The sequence below is a fragment of the Paenibacillus sp. RRE4 genome (assembly GCF_031844205.1).
GTDB lineage: Bacteria > Bacillota > Bacilli > Paenibacillales > Paenibacillaceae > Paenibacillus > Paenibacillus xylanexedens_B.
Map to the genome: position 1 here is coordinate 126,051 of NZ_JAUZUT010000002.1, position 22,799 is coordinate 148,849.

Consider the following 22,799-nt stretch of genomic DNA (forward strand, 5'->3'; position numbering starts at 1 on the left):
TTCCGATGTAGCTTTCTTGCAGAAAGCTTTTAGACGATCGCTTCGCCTTTTCAGGTTTCACTATTATTCCCTAGTGTTGCTCGATAATGCGTACGCCCCACCGTTCCAGCGTGATCTCCTGCCCAGCATTAATCGAATCTCCTGATAATAGCTCTGTCCCTTCGCTATGCGGATTCTTAAAGGAAACCGGCTCATCCGAATAGTTGAAATAGTAGCGAATGTTCTGCCCCTGATCGTTCACACCTGTCTTCACAATGAGTGGAAAAGCAAGCTCCTGATCGGCTCCCCATACATCCGCATCCTTCATCACACGTTCCAACACCTTGCGAATGACAGCAGTACTTGTATAACAGCCAACATATGTTGCTTTGCCTTTACCATAGTTATTTTGCGTGATCGCTGCATATTCTCCCCAGTGTGGATGATCATACCAAGCGAGCACCTCCGCAGTCGTCGGTGTAATCAGCTCCATCCAGGTGTGCACCTGATTATGCTCTTCACCTACGCCAAACGGATCATCCCGCAGCCGGACATGCTTCGGCTCAACAAACAGGTTGTAGCTAATCCCACACGCTTCACTGATCAGTCCAGGCTGACGCGTAGAGCGAACTTTGACGTGCTCATTGGCAAAACCGCTTTTGAACGAGTACACGATATGTCCGCCGTCATGGACAAATTGATTTAGTTTCTCCAGCAATGCGTCCGAAGCCGCATACAGGGCAGGCACCACAAGCACATCATAATCTGCATAACTCTCAACGGAAGGATCGATCAGATCGCAACCAATGTTCATTTTATACAGCTCATCGTACATCCAGCGCACAACGTCGTTGTAGTTCTTGTCACTGGTAAAGTTAAAGCCAAACCAATTGATGGAGGTCAACGCCTCGTTACTGAAAAGCACAGCCACCCGATTTGTTTTCTTCAGATTCACCAGCTTGGGACTCAGGCGAGCAAAATTTCGACCAATTGTCTGCGCTTCGTTATACACCGGATTCGGTTCAAAATCATGGCTCAGCAGGCCTTTCCAGTAGGTTTCAAACGAATTGTGAAGCGAGTGCCAATGCCAATACGCGACCATATTCGCACCTGAAGCCAAATGGCTAAAGGCCTGTAATCGCAACTGGCCCGGATAAGGAACCCAATGCCAGAATGCCTGCGCTTCAGTCTCCAGGACCAGATAATTCGATTGTTTCGTGGAACGCGCCACATCTCCTCCGAACGAAATTTCAATTCCGGTTAACTCGTCTTGGGAAGGATGATAGATATCTACACTGGTGATGTCAAAAGGCCGGGATGCCGCAAAATGATCCACATCCCCCTGAATGCCGTAGGAATACCCCCGCCATTCAAAGTCAAAGTTCTGGGTAACAAACTGGCCATCCTGTTTGTACTCATTCACAATCCCAACTTGCCACGCCAGGAAATCCGTAACTAATTGACGCTGAAACTTGGCAAACTCAGCCCCAAGGCTACCGTTAATGGTACCCACAACGGAAGGAAAGTCTTCCCAGCTGTTGATGCGGTTACTCCAGTAGTCCAGCCCAAATTCCTTGTTCAACTCGTCCAGAGAACTGAACTTGTTCCGCATAGATTTAACAAACTGTAACTGCACATTGTCTCCAGCTGTGTTGTAGTGTTTCGTTTCATTGTCTGTCTGATAACCGATAACCGCTGGATGCTTACTCACACGTGAGATCAGCTTGCGGATAATGCGCTCTGCATAAAACAGATACGTTGGATGCGTGATGTCCATAATTTGTCTTGCCCCATATTTCCCAGGGCCTTGTGCTGTTGTTGCCAGCACGTCCGGGTGCTCCTTCACCATCCACGTCGGAACAGCATACGTAGGCGTGCCCACAATGACATGAATTCCGGCCGCATGCATCGCATCCAGCACCCGATCTACGGAAGTGAAATCAAACACGCCGTTTTGCGGTTCATGCGTACTCCATGTCGATTCAGCGATACGCACGACATTGATGCCGGCATCCTTCATCATCTGAATGTCCTTGTCCAGTCTCTCATATGGCATATATTCATCATAATAGGCAACGCCGTATAATAATTTGTCCATGAAATAGTCTCCTTTGAGTGAGGTTTATATAAGAGAAACCCCTCCTATTTGCACGTCCACTACAATGACAGAATAACCTTCCATTCGCCCTTATCCCCAGATTTTTTTATTCCACTTTCTCAAGGGTAAAATCCGGTGATAAGCGTATGCTTTCGAAGTAGCTTTCTTTCAGAAATCTTGTAAGCGACCGCTTCGCTTCTCCAGGTTTGTTCTGTCCTCTCCGTTTCTGTGCAATGAGTTGTTTAACTTATATAACGTTATTGGCAATTTGACACGTTCCCGCCATTAATGTTAGCGTTTACATTAATGTTAGTATCGCTATGTCATTTGTACAGTGTCTGTTGATATCATCAGGATATACGTTGATATTAGGATGTTTGCGTTAAACTGATTATAATGAAGTACATGCATAGTGCCGATGGCACAAGGCGAGTATTTTTTACCCTTTTCCGAGGTGAATGTCATGGATAACCGTTCGCATCTTCGAGAGATGCCCTACCATACGCTGGCACACTGGCTTCCGATTATCGATTGTAACATCAAATTCTATGGCGCTCATAGCCAGCAAGTTCCCCATGGGTGGGGCATGCCTGAGGAGACACATCCGGGCTTTGAGATCATTCTGATCATTCAAGGGACGCAGGAGAGTGTGATTCATGGCTACACGTATACGGTGGACGAGGGCTCTATTCTGCTCATTCCGCCCGGATTCAAACATACCAATGCATGCATCTCTGCGGAAGGCATGACCTATTTTAGCGCACATTTTAACGTGGATGATCCGGTATTCACCCTAAAACTCATGTCCCAGCGTAGCAGAATCTATGCCGCCGGTACGGGAGATAATATGAAAATAAGAGCCGTGCTTGAAAGCTGGATGAGCATGATTAATATGGCCGAGGCTTATTCGTCCACAGACAAATTACTCATGCAAGCACGGATGTTTGAACTGTTTGCGCTGTTATCTCAGGTAGCGGAGAATGCCCCGGAATCCACCATTCCGGTTGATGCTGCTCATGCTCCTGCTCCGACAGCCATGCATTACGCAGGAGCGATCGCCGAAGCGATCAAACAGGCCTTCCATGCCCAGTTACGATCACGGGATAGCAATGTTTCTTCGATCAAAGTCGAGCAGGTCATTGCATCGTTTGGCATCAGTCCAGGATATGGTCTACAGGTTTTCCGCAAAGTATTTGGTCATTCTCCGCGAGCCTACCTGTCCAGCCTGAAACTACAGGAGGCCAAGATGCTGATCGAGCAACCTGATCTTTCGCTTGGGGAGATTGCCATAAAACTGGGTTACACCCATTTGTCTCATTTCAGCAGACAATTCAAACGCTGGACAGGCCAAAGCCCTCTTCTCTATCGAAATCAACATGCAGAGAATAGCCGGAATCCCGTTGCTCAACGTTCAGAAGAAAACCCGGAGCGCTGAAGACGAAATCGTATATTTTCGAATTCATCGGGAGTATTCATATTGCTCAATTGTAGTGCGGCATGACCAATACCCACGTGCTCCAGTTCGCTTATTTCGGCAAAATGGCAACCGATCTCTTCCAGCCAGCGAATGACACGCAACCGATCATGAATAAGACACTGCTCCAGCTCGGGAAGTACACGCCTATGGTAAACCCCTGCAAGGGGATGAATGCGTCCTTCTATTCGCGGAACGATGGCGTTGCTTGTAGAATACTGCTCTGTGAGTATCTTCATTCCACTGAAAAAAGAGGTTTGCAGAAGCGGCATATCGCAGGCACTAACCAGATTCCACTCTGTGTGGGAGGCACTGAGTGCTGCGTGGAGACCAGCAAGCGGCCCCTTGCCCGGGTAAACATCCTTTACGCATTCGAAATCCTCATCCCCCAGTGCGTTGTATATGGCTTCGTCCGAACCTGTTGCCACTATAATTCGGGATACGGCGGGCCTGATCGCATTACTTGTATGAGTTAACACGGCTGAACCATTCAGTTCGAGCAGTGCTTTGTTCGCTCCCATTCGGCTAGACTGTCCGCCGGCCAATATAATGCCTGTCCATTTTTTAGCGTCCATAGCACTCTCCTTTTCCCGTAAGAACCTGATTTATATATCACTCTAAATTTATACGGAACTCATAGAGCACAGATCCATACATACGTTTCGTTGCATTCGTTCTGGATTAGGATACACCTTTAATTCATATATTCTATACGTTGAATCCCCTTTCAACAAATGATACATTGAACAATATGATTCGATTCGGAAAGGAATGGCTCATTTGGACAGATTTGCACCTGTGAGAGGCACCTCCTCGCTGACCTCTCTGAAACTATATAACTTTTTCATCTACGGAGCCATTTCGATCTTTGCCGGATTCCTGCAGCTCTATCTTCAAGAGATTGGTATGACCAAACTGGAGATCGGCAGCCTCATGGCCATCGGCCCTTTTGTATCTCTGTTTGCCAATCCGTTCTGGGGGTTCTGGAGCGATAAGTCGCGCAATATCCGCATTGTGCTAATGATGATGATGGGAGGCACCTTTGTGCTTGCACAGGGTGTATTTTACGCGCCCTCATATGCCTGGATCTATGTAGCCATGATTTTCTTTTATTTTTTCCAAAGTCCGTTATTTGCTCAGACCAACAGTCTGATTCTCGGTTATATCGACGGTACAGGTCAGAAGTTCGGATCATTTCGGCTCTGGGGCTCTCTGGGTTGGGCGCTGACTGCAGTTGCTGCCGGGCCGGTTATTGACCGTTTTGGCGTGAGCAGTGTATCCATTATTTTTGCATGTATGATTGCTGTAGCGTTTATATTTTCTGTACTCTTGCCAAGGCAGCCCATTGCTTCCGATACCCCGATCGTGACGTTCCGGCGGTTCGGCAAAGTGATGTTCAATCCGTATTTCATGATTTTTATCGGTCTTGGTGTGCTCGTTTCGGTCCCCAATGCCATGAACAGTACATTTATGTCTCTTTATATCGTAGAGATGGGCGGCGACAAACAGATGGTCGGCTGGGCCATTTTCACATCCTCTATTCTTGAAGTGGGTGTGTTCCTGTTGCTGGATCGGTTACTGAAACGCAAAATGAGTATACTGCTGGGCTCTCTGATTCTGATTAGTCTGCTGTTTGCCCTTCGCTGGCAGCTCATGGCGCTCGCTAACAACCCGATGGAGGTTGTCTTTATTCAGCTCATGCACTCGGTCACCTTCGGCGGTTATTTCTATGTGGGCACACAACTGACAATGCTGTTTATTCCAAGACCCTACCGCTCCTCCGGGCAAGCGGTGTATACGATGGCGTGGGGCGGTCTATCCGGCGTCATTGCCGGTCTGTTTGGCGGCTGGCTATTCCAGAGCTTCGGGGCAGAGGTGATGTACAGCATCGGTGTCTTCTTTTCCCTCATCGGCGCAGCTGGCTTTGCTATTATGTGGCTGTGGAACCGTCGTAATGGATACCAGCCAACAGTGCTGACCGAGATGGGCAATATGGATGAAGACAAGTAAGTGGGGATGTGGCTGAACACCCTCGCATGAAGCAGAGCACTACGTGCTGGGAATTGCATGCAGTACGAGCAACATGAGTTCAGTAGATGAAGTAATTGGATGAGGTAACTGGATAAAGTGAGTAGTTGGAGGAAGCAGTTGAGGTAAGTAGATGAGGTAAGTAGATGGAGTAAGTAGATGGAGGATGTAGTTGAGAAGTCATTGAACAAAAGAAGCTTCCCGTTCTAGCGTATTGGTCCCTGCGGAAAACCGAGCATTCCTGTAAAAATTAGTGGTAACTCTCGCGGCTAACCGCTAACGATCACCACAAAGCTTATTTGTGCGATTTTTAGTCATTTCATATTCTAACGATCACCAGAAGCCTTATTTCCATTCAAACCGGGGAAAACAGAGTGAAAAGACTACATTTTCAGGAAATAAGCTCCGTACGGATCGTTAGAATTCAGAAGTGCCGAATAGTAGGCAAATAGCGTTCCCTGTGATCGTTAGAGTAATATGCATACTACCAAGGAAGACATCCCGCTATATCAAAAAACAAAGAAGGGCGTCCCGTCATCTTAAGGATGAAGGAACGCCCCTTTTAATGCTTATGCAGCTTATGCAGCTTGGCAGTCTCGAAACTTCGTGCTCTAACCAAACCCTTCAAGCATTCGACGGGTGAATTAACGTCATGGTTAACGTGGGTTCACCCACCAGCTCTGTCTCATGTTACTATTTCCATCTATCTCATGCTTTTATACGTCTATCTCATGCTCTTGTGCGTCTCTCACACTTTCGTATGTCTACCCGATCCTCCTACCCTCGCGTATCTACCTTATGCCTTCGGCAATTGGAATGAGCTTTTCAGCGATACGACACGGTTGAACACTGGACGGCCTGGCTCGGAGTGCTTCGGATCGACGCTGAAGTAGCCGTGACGGAAAAATTGGAACTTGTCCTGAGGTTTAGCTTCTTTCATCTCCTGCTCCACGAAGCCGTGAACGATCTCCAGCGAGTTCGGGTTCAACTGATCCAGGAATGTTTTTTCCGGTTGCTCAGCCGTCTCTGCTCCAGCGCCAGTCACATCCGCTTCAATCTCAGCCCCTGCTACAGCGGCAACCACCTCGGCCTCCGCTTCTGCTTCCGGTGCTTCTGCCGAAATCAAAGGCTCGTACAAACGGAATTCTGCGGGTACCGCTTGAGTTGCCTCTACCCAGTGAATCGTACCTTTCACTTTACGCCCCGTAAAGCCGCTGCCACTTTTTGTTTCTACATCATAGGTGCAATGGATCTCAACAACATTGCCGTCCGCATCCTTGATCACGTCATTACATTTAATGAAATAGGCATGTTTCAAACGAACTTCGTTGCCAGGGAACAAACGGAAGTATTTGTTCGGCGGATTTTCCATAAAGTCGTCTTGCTCGATATAAATCTCACGCGAGAACGGAATTTGGCGGTTGCCCATCTCCGGATTTTCCACGTTATTCTCGGCTTCCAGCCACTCCACTTGTCCCTCAGGATAGTTGGTGATGACCACTTTGAGCGGATGCAGCACTGCCATCGTGCGAGGAGCTTTCAGTTTCAGATCCTCACGAACAAAGTGCTCCAGCGTTTGCAGATCGATCACGCCTTGGCTCTTGGAAATGCCTGTTTCGAATACAAAATCACGAATCGCTTCCGGTGTGTAACCCCGGCGACGCAGACCCGAGATCGTTGGCATGCGCGGATCATCCCAGCCATCCACGTGGCCCTCATCCACAAGCAGTTTCAGTTTACGTTTGCTCGTTACCATCTGGGACAAGTTCAGGCGGCCAAATTCGTATTGATGCGGCTGGCTTTCCATCTCACATTCCGCGATAACCCAATCATAGAACGGACGTTGATCCTCAAACTCCAGGGAACACAGGGAGTGAGTTACGCCTTCAATGGCATCTTCAAGCGGATGTGCAAAAGCGTACATTGGATAGATGCACCATTTGTCGCCCGTATTATGGTGGTGTGCGTGAGAGATACGGTAGATGACCGGATCACGCAGGTTGATGTTAGGCGAAGCCATATCAATCTTGGCGCGCAGCACCTTTTCCCCGTTCTTGAATTCGCCTGCACGCATACGTGTGAACAGGTCGAGATTCTCTTCTACCGAACGCTCGCGGTACGGGCTGTTTTTGCCCGGCTCGGTTAGCGTTCCGCGCATTTGACGGATTTCGTCGGCGCTTTGGTCGTCGACATAGGCTTTACCTTTTTCAATAAGCAAGACCGCACGGTTGTACATCTCATCGAAATAATCCGAGGCAAAACGTTTCTCGTTCCACTCGTATCCGAGCCATTTCACGTCTTCCTGGATGGAGTTCACGTACTCCACGTCTTCCTTCACCGGGTTCGTGTCATCAAAGCGCAGGTTTGTCTTGCCGCCGAACTCGCCGCCCAGCGTAAAGTTAATCCAGATCGCCTTCGCGTGACCAATATGCAGATAACCGTTCGGTTCCGGTGGAAAACGGGTAATAACTTCCTGGACTTTGCCCGACCGGAGGTCTTCGGTAATGATATTTTTAATAAAGTTAGGTGGGGTCGTGAATCGGTTGTCCACAGTTATCAAACCTTTCATGAATGGATTGGAGCTTGCAAAAAGTACAATAGTACAGCAATTCCGGGTAAACTTCCTTAATGACGAAACCATTTCCTGAAAATATCTTCTTTCATGGAAAGTTTCGTACGCGTTTCATTTAAATATACCTTTTACGGGGAAGGAGTTCAATAAATAACAGCATCAAAATCGGGATTAAACGCATACGCCACCCGATTCAAGTTAGGCCCAATACCATTTTGACGAGTTCGCACGAATCATGTAGCATATGGGTAAAACTAATTTTAAGGGAGGGTTTCCCAAGTGAACGCGCTTAAACTGACCAAAGAACAGCAGGACGAAGCCATTCGCACGATCCAGTCGTATTTTGAAGAGGAACGCGGCGAAGAATTGGGCGATCTGGCGGCATGGGGCGTCCTCGATCTGTTTATGACACAGCTTGCTCCCTACATATATAATCAGGCGCTCAGTGACGCACGCACAACGGTAAACCAGCGCATGGCCTCCATGGAAGAGGATCTGTTCGCCCTGGAGCGCAAATTGCCCCGGTCTCCCCGCTAATCTACCTATTATATAAAGAAAGAAGGTTGCAATCATGTTTACCTATTCATTGGATGAATATACAGAGCTTCGCCCGCTTTTGATGGAGCACACCAAACCGCTGTTTGAACTGACAGACCGTTCCCGGGATCAGCTGAGACATTGGCTGCCTTGGGTAGATCAGGTGACCGACATTGAACATACATCGAGCTTTATCACAAACGCGTTAAAACAAGCTGCGGAGAACGGCGGCTTCACAGCCGGCATCTGGTTAAAGGGAGAACTGGCAGGTATCATCGGTTTCCACGAGATCAACTGGACAAGCCGTTCGGTAAGCATCGGATACTGGCTTGGCAAAGGGTTCGAAGGACAAGGCCTGATGACCAGTGCCTGCCGTGTCCTTGTAGATTATGCCCTTGTGACACTGGATCTGAATCGGGTCGAGATTCGCTGCGCCACCAACAACAAACGTAGCCGTGCCATTCCGGAACGCCTCGGCTTTGTGCTTGAAGGTGTCATTCGCCAGGCGGAAAAGCTGCCTAAAGGATACGTCAATCATGCGGTATACGGCATGTTACAGCATGAATGGGAACTTTTGCGATAACACAGCCTTACATAATGGACATCAAACGGACTGATATAATATTTTCATAAACAAATTCACATCACGATCAACCGAAGTATATACGTATATTCGAAATACACTCGATTACACTGAAATAGCTTATCATCCTAATCCGCTTGCCCTTCGTCTGTGACAGCACCTGTCCCATAGATGAGGGGTAATTGTGGTTAATACGCCATTTTTTACTTCTCCTTAAGGTTGAACTCATCTCTGCTTCATGCTCGGTGCCTAAGATAGCGTTGTGGCTGTATAACCACAAACTCTATTCAAGGAAGAAGGATGATCACGGATGAAGAAAACCACAACATCAAAGGCAGTCAAAGTAACCAGCGCTTTAGCTTTAACACTTGCACTTGGCGGGGGCTTGGTGGCAACAACTGCGGTTCATGCAGACCCTGCGGCGAAAGCATCCGATGCACTCCAAAACAAACGCACTGCCCCGATGGGGTCCCATATATTGAAACCACCTGGCGAAGCGGAACGAGGACTTGGACCTTGGTTCGGGCCTCATGCTGAAGAAGTTCTCTCTGTGCTGGGCATCACCAAAGATGAGTTGAAAGAAGCCATTAAAGCAGATAAGTCCCTTGCTGAAATTGCTGCCTCAAAAAAGGTTGAGACACAGACGCTCATTGATAAACTGGTAGCCACGGAGAAAAAGGAACTGCAACAACAGCTTACTGATTCCAAGATTACACAAACCCAATATAATGAACGTTTGGCCGCTCTTACGGAACGCGTGAGTGAACTGGTAAAAGAAAAACCATCCGCATTACGTGAGAAGAAACCACAACTTCCTGCGCCTGGAATGGGTTTGCCTGGACGGGGGTTTGGCCCTGAAGTCGATCGCAACCTGGACAAGCTCGCGTCTTTACTCGGAGTGACCACCAATGAATTAACTTCATCACTCAAAAAAGGGGATACCCTCGCAGCCATTGCCTCTGCCCAGAAGGTAAACGTGCAAACCCTTATTCAGCAGCTTGCAACCGATAGAACGGCCGATCTGCAGCAAGAGTTGAAAGACGGGAAAATTACACAGGCTCAGTATGATGAACGGGTTGCCGATCTAACCCAGCGCATCACAGACCTTGTTAATGGTACTCGGCCATCAGGAGGACCGGAACATCACCATGGTCCTCGTTTGAAAGACGAGTCCGGCAGTCCAGTTAAACCTTTGCCGGAGAACGACAAGACAGACAAAGCGGGTATGACAGATCAGGCAGGTACAAGCACTTCTGATCTTAGTAAAGATCCTGCGTAACACCCCTTTGAACGTAGTAATCCCCCTGTGTAACCAACCAGTCGACCAGTTAGTGCTTAATGAAACATTAAAGATACACCAATGTCACTAGCCGGATTTTCGGGCAAACCCAAGAACGATAAACCGATCATAAACAGAGCATACGTGGAATTTTCCTTAGCTCTGCATTCCTACAGGATGCTTCCCATGCCAAGCCCCTCCTTCCCACGCTGTCAGCAGCGGTGAAGGAGGGGCTTTACCATTTATCAGATACATATCGACCTTTTAGAGTGCACGCACCATGCCGCCATCCACAATTAATGACGTTCCGGTTATGTAGGTGTTAGCACCGGATAACAGAAATACGACGGCTTTGGCGAATTCCTCCGGCTCACCGTAACGTCCTAGTGGAATCTCTTTACGGAACTGCTCGGCAATCTCGTCTTCACTGACTCCGTTCTGTTCTGCCCTCGCCGTATCCAACTCACGAATCCGATCTGTTGCAATGCGTCCAGGGGCTACGGTATTAATCAGTATGCCGTAAGGTGCAAGCTCCTGAGAGAGCGTCTTGGCAAGACCAAACACACCCGTACGGAACGTATTGGATAAAATCAGACCCGGAATGGGCTGCTTCACCGACGTGGAGGCAATGTTGACGATATGTCCTCCGTTTGACTTCATATACGGAAGCACACCCCGAATCAGTCTCACATAACTGAGCATGTTCAGTTCAAACGCTCGCTCCCAATCCTCGTCTGTCAGCGACTCGAACGTACCTGAAGGCGGGCCGCCAGAATTGTTAACCAGAATGTCGATCTGCCCAAATTGCTCCGCTGTCTTCTGAATCAGTGCTGCAATGTCCTCCTTGCGTGTTACATCTGTTGCTACATATTCCACGCGTCCACCGCCGCCAAGTGCAAGCAACTCTTCTTTGACGATAGCGAGCTTGTCCCCGCTCCGGCTTGCCAACATCACATCTGCACCTTCCAGTGCCAGCTGTGCCGCAACGGCTTTGCCCAGGCCTCGGCTGGAGGCCAGCACCAGTGCTTTTTTACCTCGAAGTCCCATATCCATTGTTTATTCCTCCTCAGCCAAGTTCATTTGCCCATTCCATCAGCTAACTGTTTAAACAGCCAATACGTCAATAAAATAAGCCATCAAAATATCGTCCACATCCCTGCCACCGATTCTGAACTCGGAAACGAGCCTGCCCTCGGTTACAAACCCACATTGTTCATAGAAAGCAACCGCTCCCGGATTGCTCGATAACACACGCAGTCTGAGCTTGCGAATGCCCTGCTCCAACGCGTGCTGCTTCATCGCTTTCATTAGAGCTGTTGCCACACCAGAGCGACGAAAATCCGGGTGAACAGCAATATGGATTTCATAGACATGCCGATTCACTGGCATCCCTGTAGGGGGATGGAAGCCCACGTATCCGCATACCTGATCTTCTTGTGCCGCAATGAGCTGACTGCCTGGGGGACAATATTGCAAATACTGCTGTCTGGATCGCCATTGCATGGGCGCAGGCGAGGTGGACGCATTCCAGACGAGCATATCCAGCTCCATCAACTGGTTCGCATCTTTCATCTCGGAAAGACGGATATCATACGTATGACTGGTAAGCATGCCGATTCAACCTTTCGTATATCATCTTTCAAATATGATTTATTTCGCCTCATTTTGCTATCTTTTCTCGTGTATCTTGCTCTGCTATCTATTGTAGCATAGCCACCGGGAGGACTAAAATTCCGTTTCCGTTTGACCAAACCGTGAAAGATTAGAGCACACTACGACTTGCCCGATGCCATAAGGCATTCTCTCTGGCTTCCGGATCTATAATAAGAAAATCAGATGACAGTGTACTTCGAAAAATCACTTCACCTTGCCGTAACGTCATGGCTTATACTTGTTGCATTGTATTTGTGTGAATAAAGATTCCACACCGTAAGGAGGTGCACTGGATTGAATATCAAAGAAGCCGCTTCCCGGCTGGGGATTTCCGCAAGAGCCATTCGTTTTTATGAGGAAAAAGGATTAATTCAACCTGCCAAGCAGGTCAGCAACGGATACCGCACCTATACGGAGAATGATATATGGCGTTTGCAGACGATTGCAGCGCTTCGCGAGATTGGCATGTCGCTTCAGGATATCGCCCATGCGCTCGCCGAGATCGATCAAGGCAATCGGCAGGGACTGGAAGAATATCTGGAATTGCAGCAAGCCGTGATGTACGCCCAATGGGTAGAGTTGAAACGTATGATGCATACGACTCAGCGGATGATCGATCTGAACCGTCAGAACGGAGCGCTGGACGTCAGCCATCTACATGATCTGGCAGGCAGTGCACGCCGTCTGCGGGAAGCAAGGCAGAACTGGCATGACCGCTGGAATTACGATCAGCAAGCAGCTATCCATGATCAGCGGGTTCAGACAGCTTCGCCACAAGCAGACAAGCCCTTCAACCTGTACCACAATTATGATGAGGCTTTAGCACAAACGGTACAGTGGATCTCCCCTGTACCTGGAGAAGCTGGCTTGGACATTGGCACTGGGACAGGCAATCTGGCCGGCAGATTGCTTCATCAGGGTGCTGTCATGACCGGGATTGATCAATCCCGGGAAATGCTTCGGACATGCCGCCAAAAATATCCGCAGATGCAGGTGAAGCTTGGTAATTTTCTGGCCTTACCTTTTGCCGACCAAACCTTCGACTTCGTTGTGTCCAGCTTCGCCTTCCATCATCTGGCCCCGGATCAGCAGCAGCTCGCTTTGGAAGAAATCCAGCGTGTGCTCAAAGCCAGCAGCACGAGCAGACTCTGTCTCACCGACCTGATGTTTGCGGATTCCGCCCACCGTGATGCTTATAAGAAGCTCGCTTCCACGGGTGGAGATGCAGAACAGCAGCGAGCGCTTCGCGAGCGCCATTTCCCATTGCTGGACGACGTATGTTGCCGGCTGAATTATCTGGGCTACGAGACCAAATATGTCCGTCATAATGAGTTGCTGCATACCGTACTTGCGGTTCCGATACATTAAAACAAACTAAAAAGACGAGATCAAAAACTGATTCTCGTCTTCTTTTTGCTATAACAAATCCCTAGGATCTTCCCTCATCTTTTCTATTAACTTACCTACATTGGAACCTAATTTATCTGCCATACCACGTACATCTTGTTCCAGTTGTTTTTCTGCAAGAATAGCTCTATCCACATGTTCTTTCAGTATGTCAAAATTTAATGCTCTCTTAGGGTTCATTCCTGAAAGATCAGAGAAGAGTTTGCTTGTATAAGAGTGCGTATTACTCACTTTTTCATTCTTTTGAATCCTTTCTGTTTGATTACTGATATAATGGCTTATTGCATCCTCATAGTGTAATATCAACCAAATTTCGAAACAAGGACATGTAACTGTCAATATATTCTCTTCACCCGCTAATTGAACAAATTCCAGATATTTTTCGTTCGTTTCAAAACTATCCCGATCAAATACAATTACAAACTGATCGATCTCCTCATCATATGAGCCAGAATGTATGAGTTCTTCTTTCTTTTCTTGAATCAACACCAATAGCTTGGAAGGGTGACTATAATGTCGAATTTCACCCTCCTTACTCAAAATGACAATTTCAATCAAACTATTAATTCCTAGTTCTTTTCTATTATTGTCCACGCCTCTGAAATAGTGCTTCTCAGTATTAGCTCCTTCAAAGATCAAATAATATCTTCGTAGCGGATCTATGTTTATATCTTCCTCATACCTCATTGTCCAAGTTCTCATTTCTCGCAATGGGCTCATAACTGTTCCCTCTCTTTTTTAGAAGAGTAACCTTTCAGTACAGGTATAGCGCCATAACGACCGTCCAAATAAGCTTTGCTTAACTTTTTATCATATCTTTCTTTGAATCGATCCAGAGAGTACAAATGAGATATGTTATTTTTGTTTCTCTCAACAAACCAGATTTCATCTCTTCGTAACAAATTTTGGTCCATGATGGTTGATTCGTGTGTTGTGAATATAAGCTGAGTATGATTTTCTTTTAAAATTTCAAAGAACAACTCAATGAATTTGTATGTCAATTTTGGATGAAGGCTTCGTTCCAATTCATCAATAACATAGACTTTGTTCTTTTCATTACTAATTAATATATCAAGCAAATCAAATAGCCGCCGAGTTCCATCCGATTCTTCATCAAATTCAAAGTCACTCAAAGACTTCTCCCCGTGCTCTAGTTTAATTGTAGTAATAATAGGTTCATCACCCGGTACAGCTTTAATATTATAAAAAGCATTTTTTGTTCGAAGCGACATCATGGAAATTTTATTATTTTCCGAGTTTTCAAGCTTATCTTTCAAATTAGCAAAAAGATCCTCTAAAAGCTTCTTAGGAAGCTTACTCTGCATATCTGAAAGTGAAATTTCTTCGATTTTAACTTTCGATATACCTGTATCAAAAAAATCAATAATCTTATTGATTTTTTGAATTCCATCATCTCCATAAAAGTACTCAAAATTAGTAAATGGTTCCTCTGGAAATATAGTCACAAGATCTTCATCAAACCACTCGAAAACATCTTTAAAGAATTCTAAACTTGAACCATGTTTAAACTTTTTGTTTCTATTCATTTCTTTCAGAAACAATTCTGAATTATTCTCTTCAAAATCTAACGTATATGTTTTGAATTTCATGAGGTCGATCTCATCCAACGTCACTCGACTACCAAGTTCTATACGACTTACTTCAGTTTCTCTTTCAAAAAGCATATGCTGTATATCTTTATCGGGAATTAATTCATAAAGCCATTCAGATATAATTTTACGTTCATATAGATTTATACTGAAGCCATATGCATAGAACTTATTGTTTTTTAAAATTTCAAATTCAAATGTCGAATGCCTGCTCATACCTTCTGGTACAACTCTGCAATACATCTTACTTGCCTGCAAAGGAACTTTATTTGTAATAACATATTTGGCAAACTTCATTGCTTCAATTAAATTGCTCTTTCCTGAAGCGTTTGCTCCATAAATAGTTGCCGTCCTTAGTAAGGAAACTTTGTCAAATTGAACAGTATGTTCTTTGTTTAATTTTATCTTTTTGGCTGGGATCATCATCAGTTCTTGTCTATCAAAAAAAGATTTAAAATTTTCCACGCTAAATCGTACAAGCATTTAAATTCACTCCTTTTTTAGGAGATTAATTAACTCCTACATTTATTATATACATTTTCAAGAAAGATATAATGAATAAAGAGAATTTTTCTCTTTATTCATTATATCTTTTCAATATTATTGCAAGATCAGTCCTGAAAATACGATTCATACACACAAAAACACCTCTATTCCAAATTTTCTTCAGAATAGAGGTGTTTTTGTAACCCCTGATGTTTATTTCCTTAAATATAAATATCGACCACAGTACGCTCAGCCGCACCGCTTGCTTCTTTGAACGAATCCAGCGAGATGCATACCCCGCCTTGACGATAACGGTTCGCTGTGCGCTCACCTTGAATATCTTGGCCATTCACCGTTACACGGCTGACAGCTCCCTCATTCAGGTGATAGATAAACGTCACCGGCTTGCCTGCATATTCAAACTCGAATTGCATACCGTCCAGCTCAGCTGGCAGTACCGGGTCAATGACCAGATTACCGCCTTCCTGACGAATACCGAGTGCATTCGAGATCAGTTGGTTCATGTAGATTCCAGGACCGCTGGAGTAGATTCTCCATCCGCCTTTCACTTCTACCGTCCCTTTGCGAAGCTGGTCAAAATGTTCCTGTGCCTCGTAGCGGGTGTTGAACTTGCCGTCTGAACTACTGAAGTACGCGTTCGCTTGGCGAATCTCCGCGTTAGGCACAACCTCGCGGATCCCCACCGGGTTGATCATCGCCAGACCGTTCCACACTTGATCCGTTTTCCCCAGCTTCGCCATCGCTTCCACGTAACGGATGTGGGCATGCACGTATTGCAAACCGATCTCGCGTCCGAAGTTGGATGCTTGCTCCGCACGTTTGAAGTGTGTGCTCACGCCACCTGCGTATTGCGCAGGACGGTTCATCAGACGTACGCCATCCGGGCAGAGGAACTGCTCACGAATGAGCGCATAGTGCGCTTCAGCCTGCTCTGCGTTCAACAGCTCGCCGATCATGCTGCGTGTCATTGGCAACAGACGATATTGGATGCCTGTCTCGGTATCCGTCGGGTGCAGCATCAGCTTCGCCTGATCCGCCTCTTCCATGTACACGAAGCCTGGAATCACGTCTGTGCCCAGCATGTAACGGTTGAAGTCCTCACGGATGCCCTGTGCGAGTTCAGCAAGCTCCTGCGCAAAAGCTTCGTCTTTAGACTTCAACGCCTGTGACAGCACGTTCACGGACTGATATGTCAGAGCTACCGTCCAGCTGCTCACCATGTATTGCTTGAGCTGTGCATTGGCTGGCTGGAGCGTATCATCCCAGTCCCCGTCTCCGTAGGAGGACAGGAACGTATCGTGCAGGAAGTGGGCACGGATGTATTCGATCTCTTTTTTCGCGTGCTCCAGCACCGTTGCTGCCTCTTCTGTGAATCCAAAGCTGTGTTTTACCGTATAAGGTACCTTCTCGTCCAGAATCGCATAATCACGAGTTGCAGTCAGATAATCTGCCAGCACTTTCAGCGGCCATACGATGATATCGCCATGGCTCTCTTCTTGTTGGATCGCGAAGTATTTATCAAACATAAACCATTGCGGCCAGTTACCATCATCCTCGTATTGGTGCGTGTACACCATTTTGATGATATCGCGAACCTGCTCATATTTCTGAGTGGCCATGAAATACTCTACCGGGCCTTGGCACACATCGCGTGTACCCCATGCTGCGCCGCCGTACTGCTCCAGACCGTGAGGTACAGAGTAGTGAACCAGCATATTGTGGGTGTACCACCAAGCAAGTGCGTTAACTTTGAACAAATCCTCCGCATCCTGGCTCTCGCCGCGAGACAAACGGAAACCATTCATGACACCCGCAAAGAACGCACGGTATGCCTGCACTTCTTCTTCAAAAGAAAGAGTAGAAGCTGCTGTGTCAGCACCAGCAGTCGCCTGACCTTCCAGCACGCCCCGAACCTTCAGCGTCCATTCCGCAGTCTCTTCTAAACTTAACGTTACGAGCGAAGCAGCACCGCTGAGAACACCGCTGGCAAGCAGTGTTTCATCCCCGGCTTGTACAGAGGCACCTTCAACCGTCATGCGGTACTCCAGCTCAGGATACGTTCCTGCACTTAGGGACTTCGAATCCGCTTTGAAAATCAATGTGCTACCATCCTGCGTCATGTGCAGTGGATATTCGTACTCATTCACGTTCATCGTAATCTGGTTTGTCACCAGGTAACGATAAGCATTGCCACTTGTAGAACGAACATTCATGCGTACTTCTGTAGAATGCGTCGTTGTGTAATTCGTCACGATGAGCGTATCGGACTCCATTTTGTAAATCCAGCGAGCATAGTTAAAGCCAATCTCAAACAGGGACGGCATCGTCAGCAGACGATATTGTCCATCGATCTCTACATAAATGCGTTGTCCGGCCGTTTTTGGCACATTCAGAGCATTGCGGGCATTACTGATCATTTTATTAAAATTGGTGTTGCCGATCACAAGCTGTGAGTTGAACATTCCGTACATATACGAAGTAGTTGTAATAACCTGCGCTCCAAGCTTTACATTACCACCGCTCATGAGGATATGTCCGTGTGGACGCTCCACCAGCAGTTCTTTGGCTTTCAATACGATATGCTCGTAAGATTCGGTAAAGAAGGATAACAGTTGATCCCCGCTACGTTCTTCCTGATGACGGTCAGGGTACAGCTGGTTAATCTCTTCCTGCGTCAGATCCAGTGCCGCCAGTGGTTCACCCAGAGATGAGGAAAGTTTCACCTGTTCATACACTTCACCTTGTTCTGCGCTTAGAGCCTGAACTTCGTTCCATGCTGCTGCAACTTCATCTCCATACTCCAGTGCGGTAATACCCGATGCATGGTTAGCCTTCGCCAGTCCGTAGAAAACAACCTGTGCCTCACCGTTCAGTTCGAGTAGCTCGGATTGCAGTGCAGTATAAGCAAACTCATACTGGTATGTCTCGTTAGCCAGTGATGGGCGACTCAGACTTTCAGGCTGATTGGTTTCTTTGTAAGACAGTCCGAAGAACTGGAATCCATCCGTGGAGTAACCCACTGCTTTGGTCAGGGAGCCTTGTTGCATGTAAGGGAAAACGCCGCCCTGCGGCTGATTCTGACGAGAGCATACCACATACCCTTTTGTCTCATCTTCAAATACCGTATGGTCAATGTATTGTGACAGATAAGCTTCATTACTGCGCACCGCGCCCGGATCAGCGAGTCCCACATCTTGTCCATAGACCACATCGACACGCTGCTGTTGTCCTGTAATCTTCACATCCCAGAACCAGATTCCTTGCGGTGCAAGCGTAAATACAACTTTATACTGGATCGCCTGTCCTGCATGCTTCGGTTGAACACTGCCTGTCCAGATCAGTTGACGGTCAGCATGTGACTTGCTCGTGGATACCTGGCTGCCGGAATGCACGCCCAGAAGCGGGAATGATTGAATCTCCCCATTTTCCCCGTATACACGCAGGTACAGATTATTTAAGGACCCATCGATCGGGTTGCTAAGCAGCTGATTCAGCATCGTTGTACCGGAAGTGGCTTGATACAAATCTCCACTGTTCAAAAAAGTAAATGTGACTTCGCCGGCTGCCAGACGAATCGTTTCATTCATGGTTGTTGCCATTTCTCTATCACTCCTTAAATTAGTTTACTACCTAAAATCGAAACGTTTCGATTTTTTTGAAAAAGAATAGGGCTCCCTTTGAACCGGTCGTTCCCGACCCGTCCCAACGATAACCCTCATGTTGTAACTCATCACATTCACAAGCAAGTCATTCTTCTTGTCATTATGTAGTCCTGGTCTTAAGAAGAACCCACAGAACCACGCTCCACCAGATCAATCGTTAACGTATAGGATGGATTAACGCTCTCCCCATTCAACATCTGGAACAGCAGATGTCCAGCCAGTGATCCTGCCTCATGCTTCGGCTGACGAATCGTTGTCAGCGGCGGATGAACATATTCGGACAGCTGTATGTCGTCGAAGCCGATGACTGAAATGTCTCCAGGCACGGAGATGCCGCTCTCTTCAAAAGCCTTCAGCCCGCCAATGGCCATCTCATCATTTCCGTAAAATACGGCGGATGGAAGCTCTCCCTGCATAATCATCATCTTGGTTGCACTAAAGCCGCCTTCGCGTACAAAATTGCCGTTCAAACGCCACTTTGACTTCTCTTCGAGCCCAGCTTCCCGCATCGCTCGCAGGAATCCTTGATAACGCAGTGCATTATCATAGGAGTTGGATGGACCACTGATATATGCAATGTTCCTATGACCACCTCTTATCAAACGACGGGTTGCAAGGTACCCCCCCTGTTCACCATCTACCAGCACATTGGTCAGATGATCACCGGACAGCTGACGATCCATGACAATAATCGGGAAGCGTGATCCAGCAGATTCAACCAAGATGTCATCATGGATGTTGTGAGCCAGTATAATGGCCCCATCTACCCTCTTTTCACGCAAAAAACGAACCGCTGTTGAATCCCGGCCACCCATGGAGCTACAGGCAATAAGATCATACCCGTTCGCGAGTGCTACATCCTGTACACTGCGAATCAGCTCGGAGTAATACGGTCCCGACAGGTCTGTCAGGATCAGCGCAATGGTATTGGTCCGACTCCGTTTCAAATCCATGGCAAAGCCGTTCTTTCGGTAATTCAGTTCTCTTGCTGCCTCAAGCACCTTCGCTTTGGTCTTCGCACTAACTTTACTGTCCCCGTTCAGTGCATAGGAAGCAGTTGAGAGCGCTACACCCGCCAACTTTGCCACATCCTTGATCGTTGCCATTCCTCGTTCGTCCCTTCTTACTTAACTCTTCCATTACTATTTTATCTTATCAGACAGCAGGTATTGAATAAAAACCAACACCTTGCAGTCCCGTTCACTGCTCCAGTCGTGGTTATCATTCATAATGATGCATATGCCGTACCCGCTCATGGCACTTCTAGCTATGCTTCCTCAAGTTCGCTTATCCATTTTAACTTGCCGCTCATAATCGAAACGTTTCGAGGTGTTTCCAAAAAAATAATTCAGGCTTACTTTTCCTAGCTCCCTACTTGTTTAAAGGCGAAAGATGGTTAGTAAAACGCGCCTTCTTAGAAGGGGACTTTGCATCCTTTGCAACAAAAACATTAGTCAATCTACCGTAAATGCTAGATTGAAACGTTTCGACATTATCATTATAGTCGCTGGTGATAGCGATTTCAACCATTTTATCTAATTTCGCAGAAATAAGTACAATTTTCGACCACTTGTCCACGAAGTCTTGTTTATCATATATACTGCATAATAGTTCAAATTCATTCATTTGACCAGCAGAAGAAGTACGATGCAGTGTTACAGCTCTTCCAAATCATAATAAGGAGAAAGTTATGTCATGAAAAAAAAACAGCCTGCCGATCCAGTCCACGAACATTCCTGGCTAGCTTCCTTACCCTACATAAAGCCTATTCCAGAAGCTCTATTCAAGCTGATACATCTCGTTCAGCTTCACGACTTTGAAGCATTGGCCCAGATTGAGGAATCCTGGAGCAAGCTCCACGTATTGTATGTCATAACCTCAGGTCAGGTCAGACTCATTGGAGCAGAGGGCAAACTGACATTAACTCCCGGCTCCGCATTTATTCGCCGTGCGGGCCGCCTGTTGCAACATGACCGCTACCGAGGTATGCTCTCGCCAGTACAGGGCATCGCCATCGCTTTCGATTTTACTGATCAAGAACAGCGCTCCTGGCCGTTTGGGTCCCCAGCATCACTATCCAGCCGCTTGCTTGTTGAGAAGGCAGCAGAACTGGCCCAGATATGCATGTCAGGACAAAATACAAGTCTGTTCAGACCGCATATTCTTTTCTATGAACTTCTGGATATGCTGCAGGAGCAAACCGCTCTTGTTCCGCAACCAGATCACTCTTGGCTGGATGGTGCACTCCGCTATATACATGAAATGTATGCGCACCCTCTCACACGTGAGCAGCTGGCCAAGGCAGCGAATGTGAGCCCCGAACATTTTTCGCGGGAATTTAAGCGGTATACCGGATTTACCTTCATTGAATATGTATCCCGTTTACGGATCAGAATGGCCCAAGAACATCTGCTATTGGGGAATCCTACATTACAGGAAGTGGCTAGACTGATCGGATATAAAGATTCGTTCTATCTGAGCCGCAAGTTTAAACAGATCGTTGGTGTAGCACCGAGTCATTACAGGCAAACACCGAAGAAAATCGTCTCTCTGACCTTCAACTACACGGCTTCCCTGCTGGCACTGGGCTGCATTCCCCACATAGGTGCTGTTGCGAGCTGGATGGAATCCGATCTTGACGAGCATGTACAACAGCAGATGAGGCAGTATGGGGAGCATGAACTGTTAGCTTATCCGCAGTTAATTGCAGAGGTGAATCCCGACATCATCATCGGTTATGCACCTCATCCAGTGCTGAATGAATTGCGAATGATCGCGCCAACCATTCTGATGCCCTTTGAAGAACTGGACTGGAAGCAACAGTTTATACAGATCGCTCGAATTACAGGTATGGAGCCTACAGCTCAGGCTATTATTCACCGTTATGACCAGTTGGAGCATGAAGCCAATCAGACTTTGGACAATCTAATGGGTGAAACCCGAGGTTCAGCGGTATGTTTATTCCTGTATGGGGAACAAGGTGCATACGTCTTTGGTCATAGTTGGGGTAGAGCTTCCCATATTCTGTATGAGTCTCTTGGATTTCAACCACCGACACGTATGCTCAAGGATGGGCGGTTGCCAAACGGATACATCCATGTGCCTTTGTCCGATATTCATTTGTATGCCGCAGACCACATATTTATAGCCTATCCTGAGGAAGCTGCAGAACAGCAAGCCGTCCATTTACAGATGAATTCAACATCATGGAACAGCCTTGCGGCCATTCGTAACGGTTGTGTATACGAAATTGATGCAGACATATTCTACGGTTTTGACCCTCTATCCATGGTAAAGCAACTAAAAAACATAATGCATCATTTCACATCACATCTATCCATGTCTTAGTGATCATCGTTGTCCATGTACAAATCAGACATCTTCCTCTATGTTATTAATGAGAATAATAA

At 46.8% G+C, this 22,799-nt stretch carries 16 protein-coding genes; 7 read left to right on the forward strand and 9 right to left on the reverse strand.

Annotated features, from left to right (window positions below):
* Positions 1-70: 70 nt before the first annotated feature.
* On the reverse strand, positions 71-2,077 hold the full coding sequence (locus Q9R46_RS17710) for a beta-galactosidase (RefSeq protein ID WP_311281124.1): 2,007 nt from the start codon (positions 2,075-2,077) through the stop codon (positions 71-73).
* Between the two features lie 463 nt (positions 2,078-2,540).
* On the opposite strand from Q9R46_RS17710, the gene Q9R46_RS17715 reads away from it, so the two are divergent.
* Positions 2,541-3,512, forward strand: a complete 972-nt coding sequence (locus Q9R46_RS17715) for an AraC family transcriptional regulator (RefSeq protein ID WP_311281125.1) — start codon at positions 2,541-2,543, stop codon at positions 3,510-3,512.
* On the opposite strand, the gene mobA is transcribed toward Q9R46_RS17715, so the two are convergent.
* Entirely contained in the window at positions 3,482-4,126 is a 645-nt protein-coding gene (gene mobA / locus Q9R46_RS17720; RefSeq protein ID WP_311281126.1) for a molybdenum cofactor guanylyltransferase, read from the reverse strand. The genes Q9R46_RS17715 and mobA overlap by 31 nt on opposite strands.
* Before the next feature lie 196 nt (positions 4,127-4,322).
* On the opposite strand from mobA, the gene Q9R46_RS17725 reads away from it, so the two are divergent.
* A complete protein-coding gene (locus tag Q9R46_RS17725) occupies positions 4,323-5,561 on the forward strand; it encodes an MFS transporter (protein ID WP_145334350.1) in 1,239 nt (412 codons plus the stop codon).
* Positions 5,562-6,375: 814 nt separating this feature from the next.
* Here the strand turns inward: Q9R46_RS17725 and Q9R46_RS17730 are convergent.
* A complete protein-coding gene (locus Q9R46_RS17730; RefSeq protein ID WP_311281127.1) occupies positions 6,376-8,148 on the reverse strand; it encodes a glutamine--tRNA ligase/YqeY domain fusion protein in 1,773 nt (590 codons plus the stop codon).
* A gap of 282 nt (positions 8,149-8,430) precedes the next feature.
* On the opposite strand from Q9R46_RS17730, the gene Q9R46_RS17735 reads away from it, so the two are divergent.
* The 3 genes from Q9R46_RS17735 (at position 8,431) to Q9R46_RS17745 (ending at position 10,550) form a co-directional block, all read left to right on the forward strand.
* Entirely contained in the window at positions 8,431-8,688 is a 258-nt protein-coding gene (locus Q9R46_RS17735; RefSeq protein WP_145334346.1) for a DUF2164 domain-containing protein, read from the forward strand.
* A gap of 34 nt (positions 8,689-8,722) precedes the next feature.
* Positions 8,723-9,271 carry a GNAT family N-acetyltransferase gene (locus Q9R46_RS17740; protein WP_090924183.1) on the forward strand — a complete coding sequence of 183 codons (549 nt, stop codon included), beginning with the start codon at positions 8,723-8,725 and terminating at the stop codon, positions 9,269-9,271.
* Positions 9,272-9,581: 310 nt separating this feature from the next.
* Positions 9,582-10,550, forward strand: coding sequence for a LysM peptidoglycan-binding domain-containing protein (locus Q9R46_RS17745; protein ID WP_311281128.1), 969 nt, complete (start codon positions 9,582-9,584; stop codon positions 10,548-10,550).
* 264 nt (positions 10,551-10,814) lie between these two features.
* Here Q9R46_RS17745 and Q9R46_RS17750 read toward each other — a convergent pair whose 3' ends face one another.
* Positions 10,815-11,603 carry an SDR family oxidoreductase gene (locus tag Q9R46_RS17750; RefSeq protein WP_311281129.1) on the reverse strand — a complete coding sequence of 263 codons (789 nt, stop codon included), beginning with the start codon at positions 11,601-11,603 and terminating at the stop codon, positions 10,815-10,817.
* Positions 11,604-11,654: 51 nt separating this feature from the next.
* Positions 11,655-12,161, reverse strand: coding sequence for a GNAT family N-acetyltransferase (locus Q9R46_RS17755; protein WP_311281130.1), 507 nt, complete (start codon positions 12,159-12,161; stop codon positions 11,655-11,657).
* Between the two features lie 336 nt (positions 12,162-12,497).
* On the opposite strand from Q9R46_RS17755, the gene Q9R46_RS17760 reads away from it, so the two are divergent.
* Complete coding sequence (locus Q9R46_RS17760) at positions 12,498-13,571, forward strand: methyltransferase domain-containing protein (protein WP_311281131.1); 1,074 nt, start codon at positions 12,498-12,500, stop codon at positions 13,569-13,571.
* Positions 13,572-13,619: 48 nt separating this feature from the next.
* Here Q9R46_RS17760 and Q9R46_RS17765 read toward each other — a convergent pair whose 3' ends face one another.
* From Q9R46_RS17765 to Q9R46_RS17780, 4 genes are all read right to left on the reverse strand, one after another.
* Positions 13,620-14,330 carry an RloB family protein gene (locus Q9R46_RS17765; protein ID WP_311281132.1) on the reverse strand — a complete coding sequence of 237 codons (711 nt, stop codon included), beginning with the start codon at positions 14,328-14,330 and terminating at the stop codon, positions 13,620-13,622.
* Positions 14,327-15,703 (reverse strand): AAA family ATPase, encoded by a 1,377-nt coding sequence (locus tag Q9R46_RS17770; protein ID WP_311281133.1) that lies wholly within the window; start codon positions 15,701-15,703, stop codon positions 14,327-14,329. The genes Q9R46_RS17765 and Q9R46_RS17770 overlap by 4 nt, the downstream gene beginning before the upstream one ends.
* Before the next feature lie 224 nt (positions 15,704-15,927).
* Complete coding sequence (locus Q9R46_RS17775) at positions 15,928-19,326, reverse strand: GH36-type glycosyl hydrolase domain-containing protein (RefSeq protein ID WP_311281134.1); 3,399 nt, start codon at positions 19,324-19,326, stop codon at positions 15,928-15,930.
* Positions 19,327-19,505: 179 nt separating this feature from the next.
* Positions 19,506-20,495, reverse strand: coding sequence for a LacI family DNA-binding transcriptional regulator (locus tag Q9R46_RS17780; protein ID WP_145334334.1), 990 nt, complete (start codon positions 20,493-20,495; stop codon positions 19,506-19,508).
* Between the two features lie 589 nt (positions 20,496-21,084).
* On the opposite strand from Q9R46_RS17780, the gene Q9R46_RS17785 reads away from it, so the two are divergent.
* Positions 21,085-22,737: an AraC family transcriptional regulator gene (locus Q9R46_RS17785; RefSeq protein ID WP_311281135.1), complete on the forward strand. Its 1,653-nt coding sequence runs from the start codon at positions 21,085-21,087 to the stop codon at positions 22,735-22,737.
* Positions 22,738-22,799 lie beyond the last annotated feature (62 nt).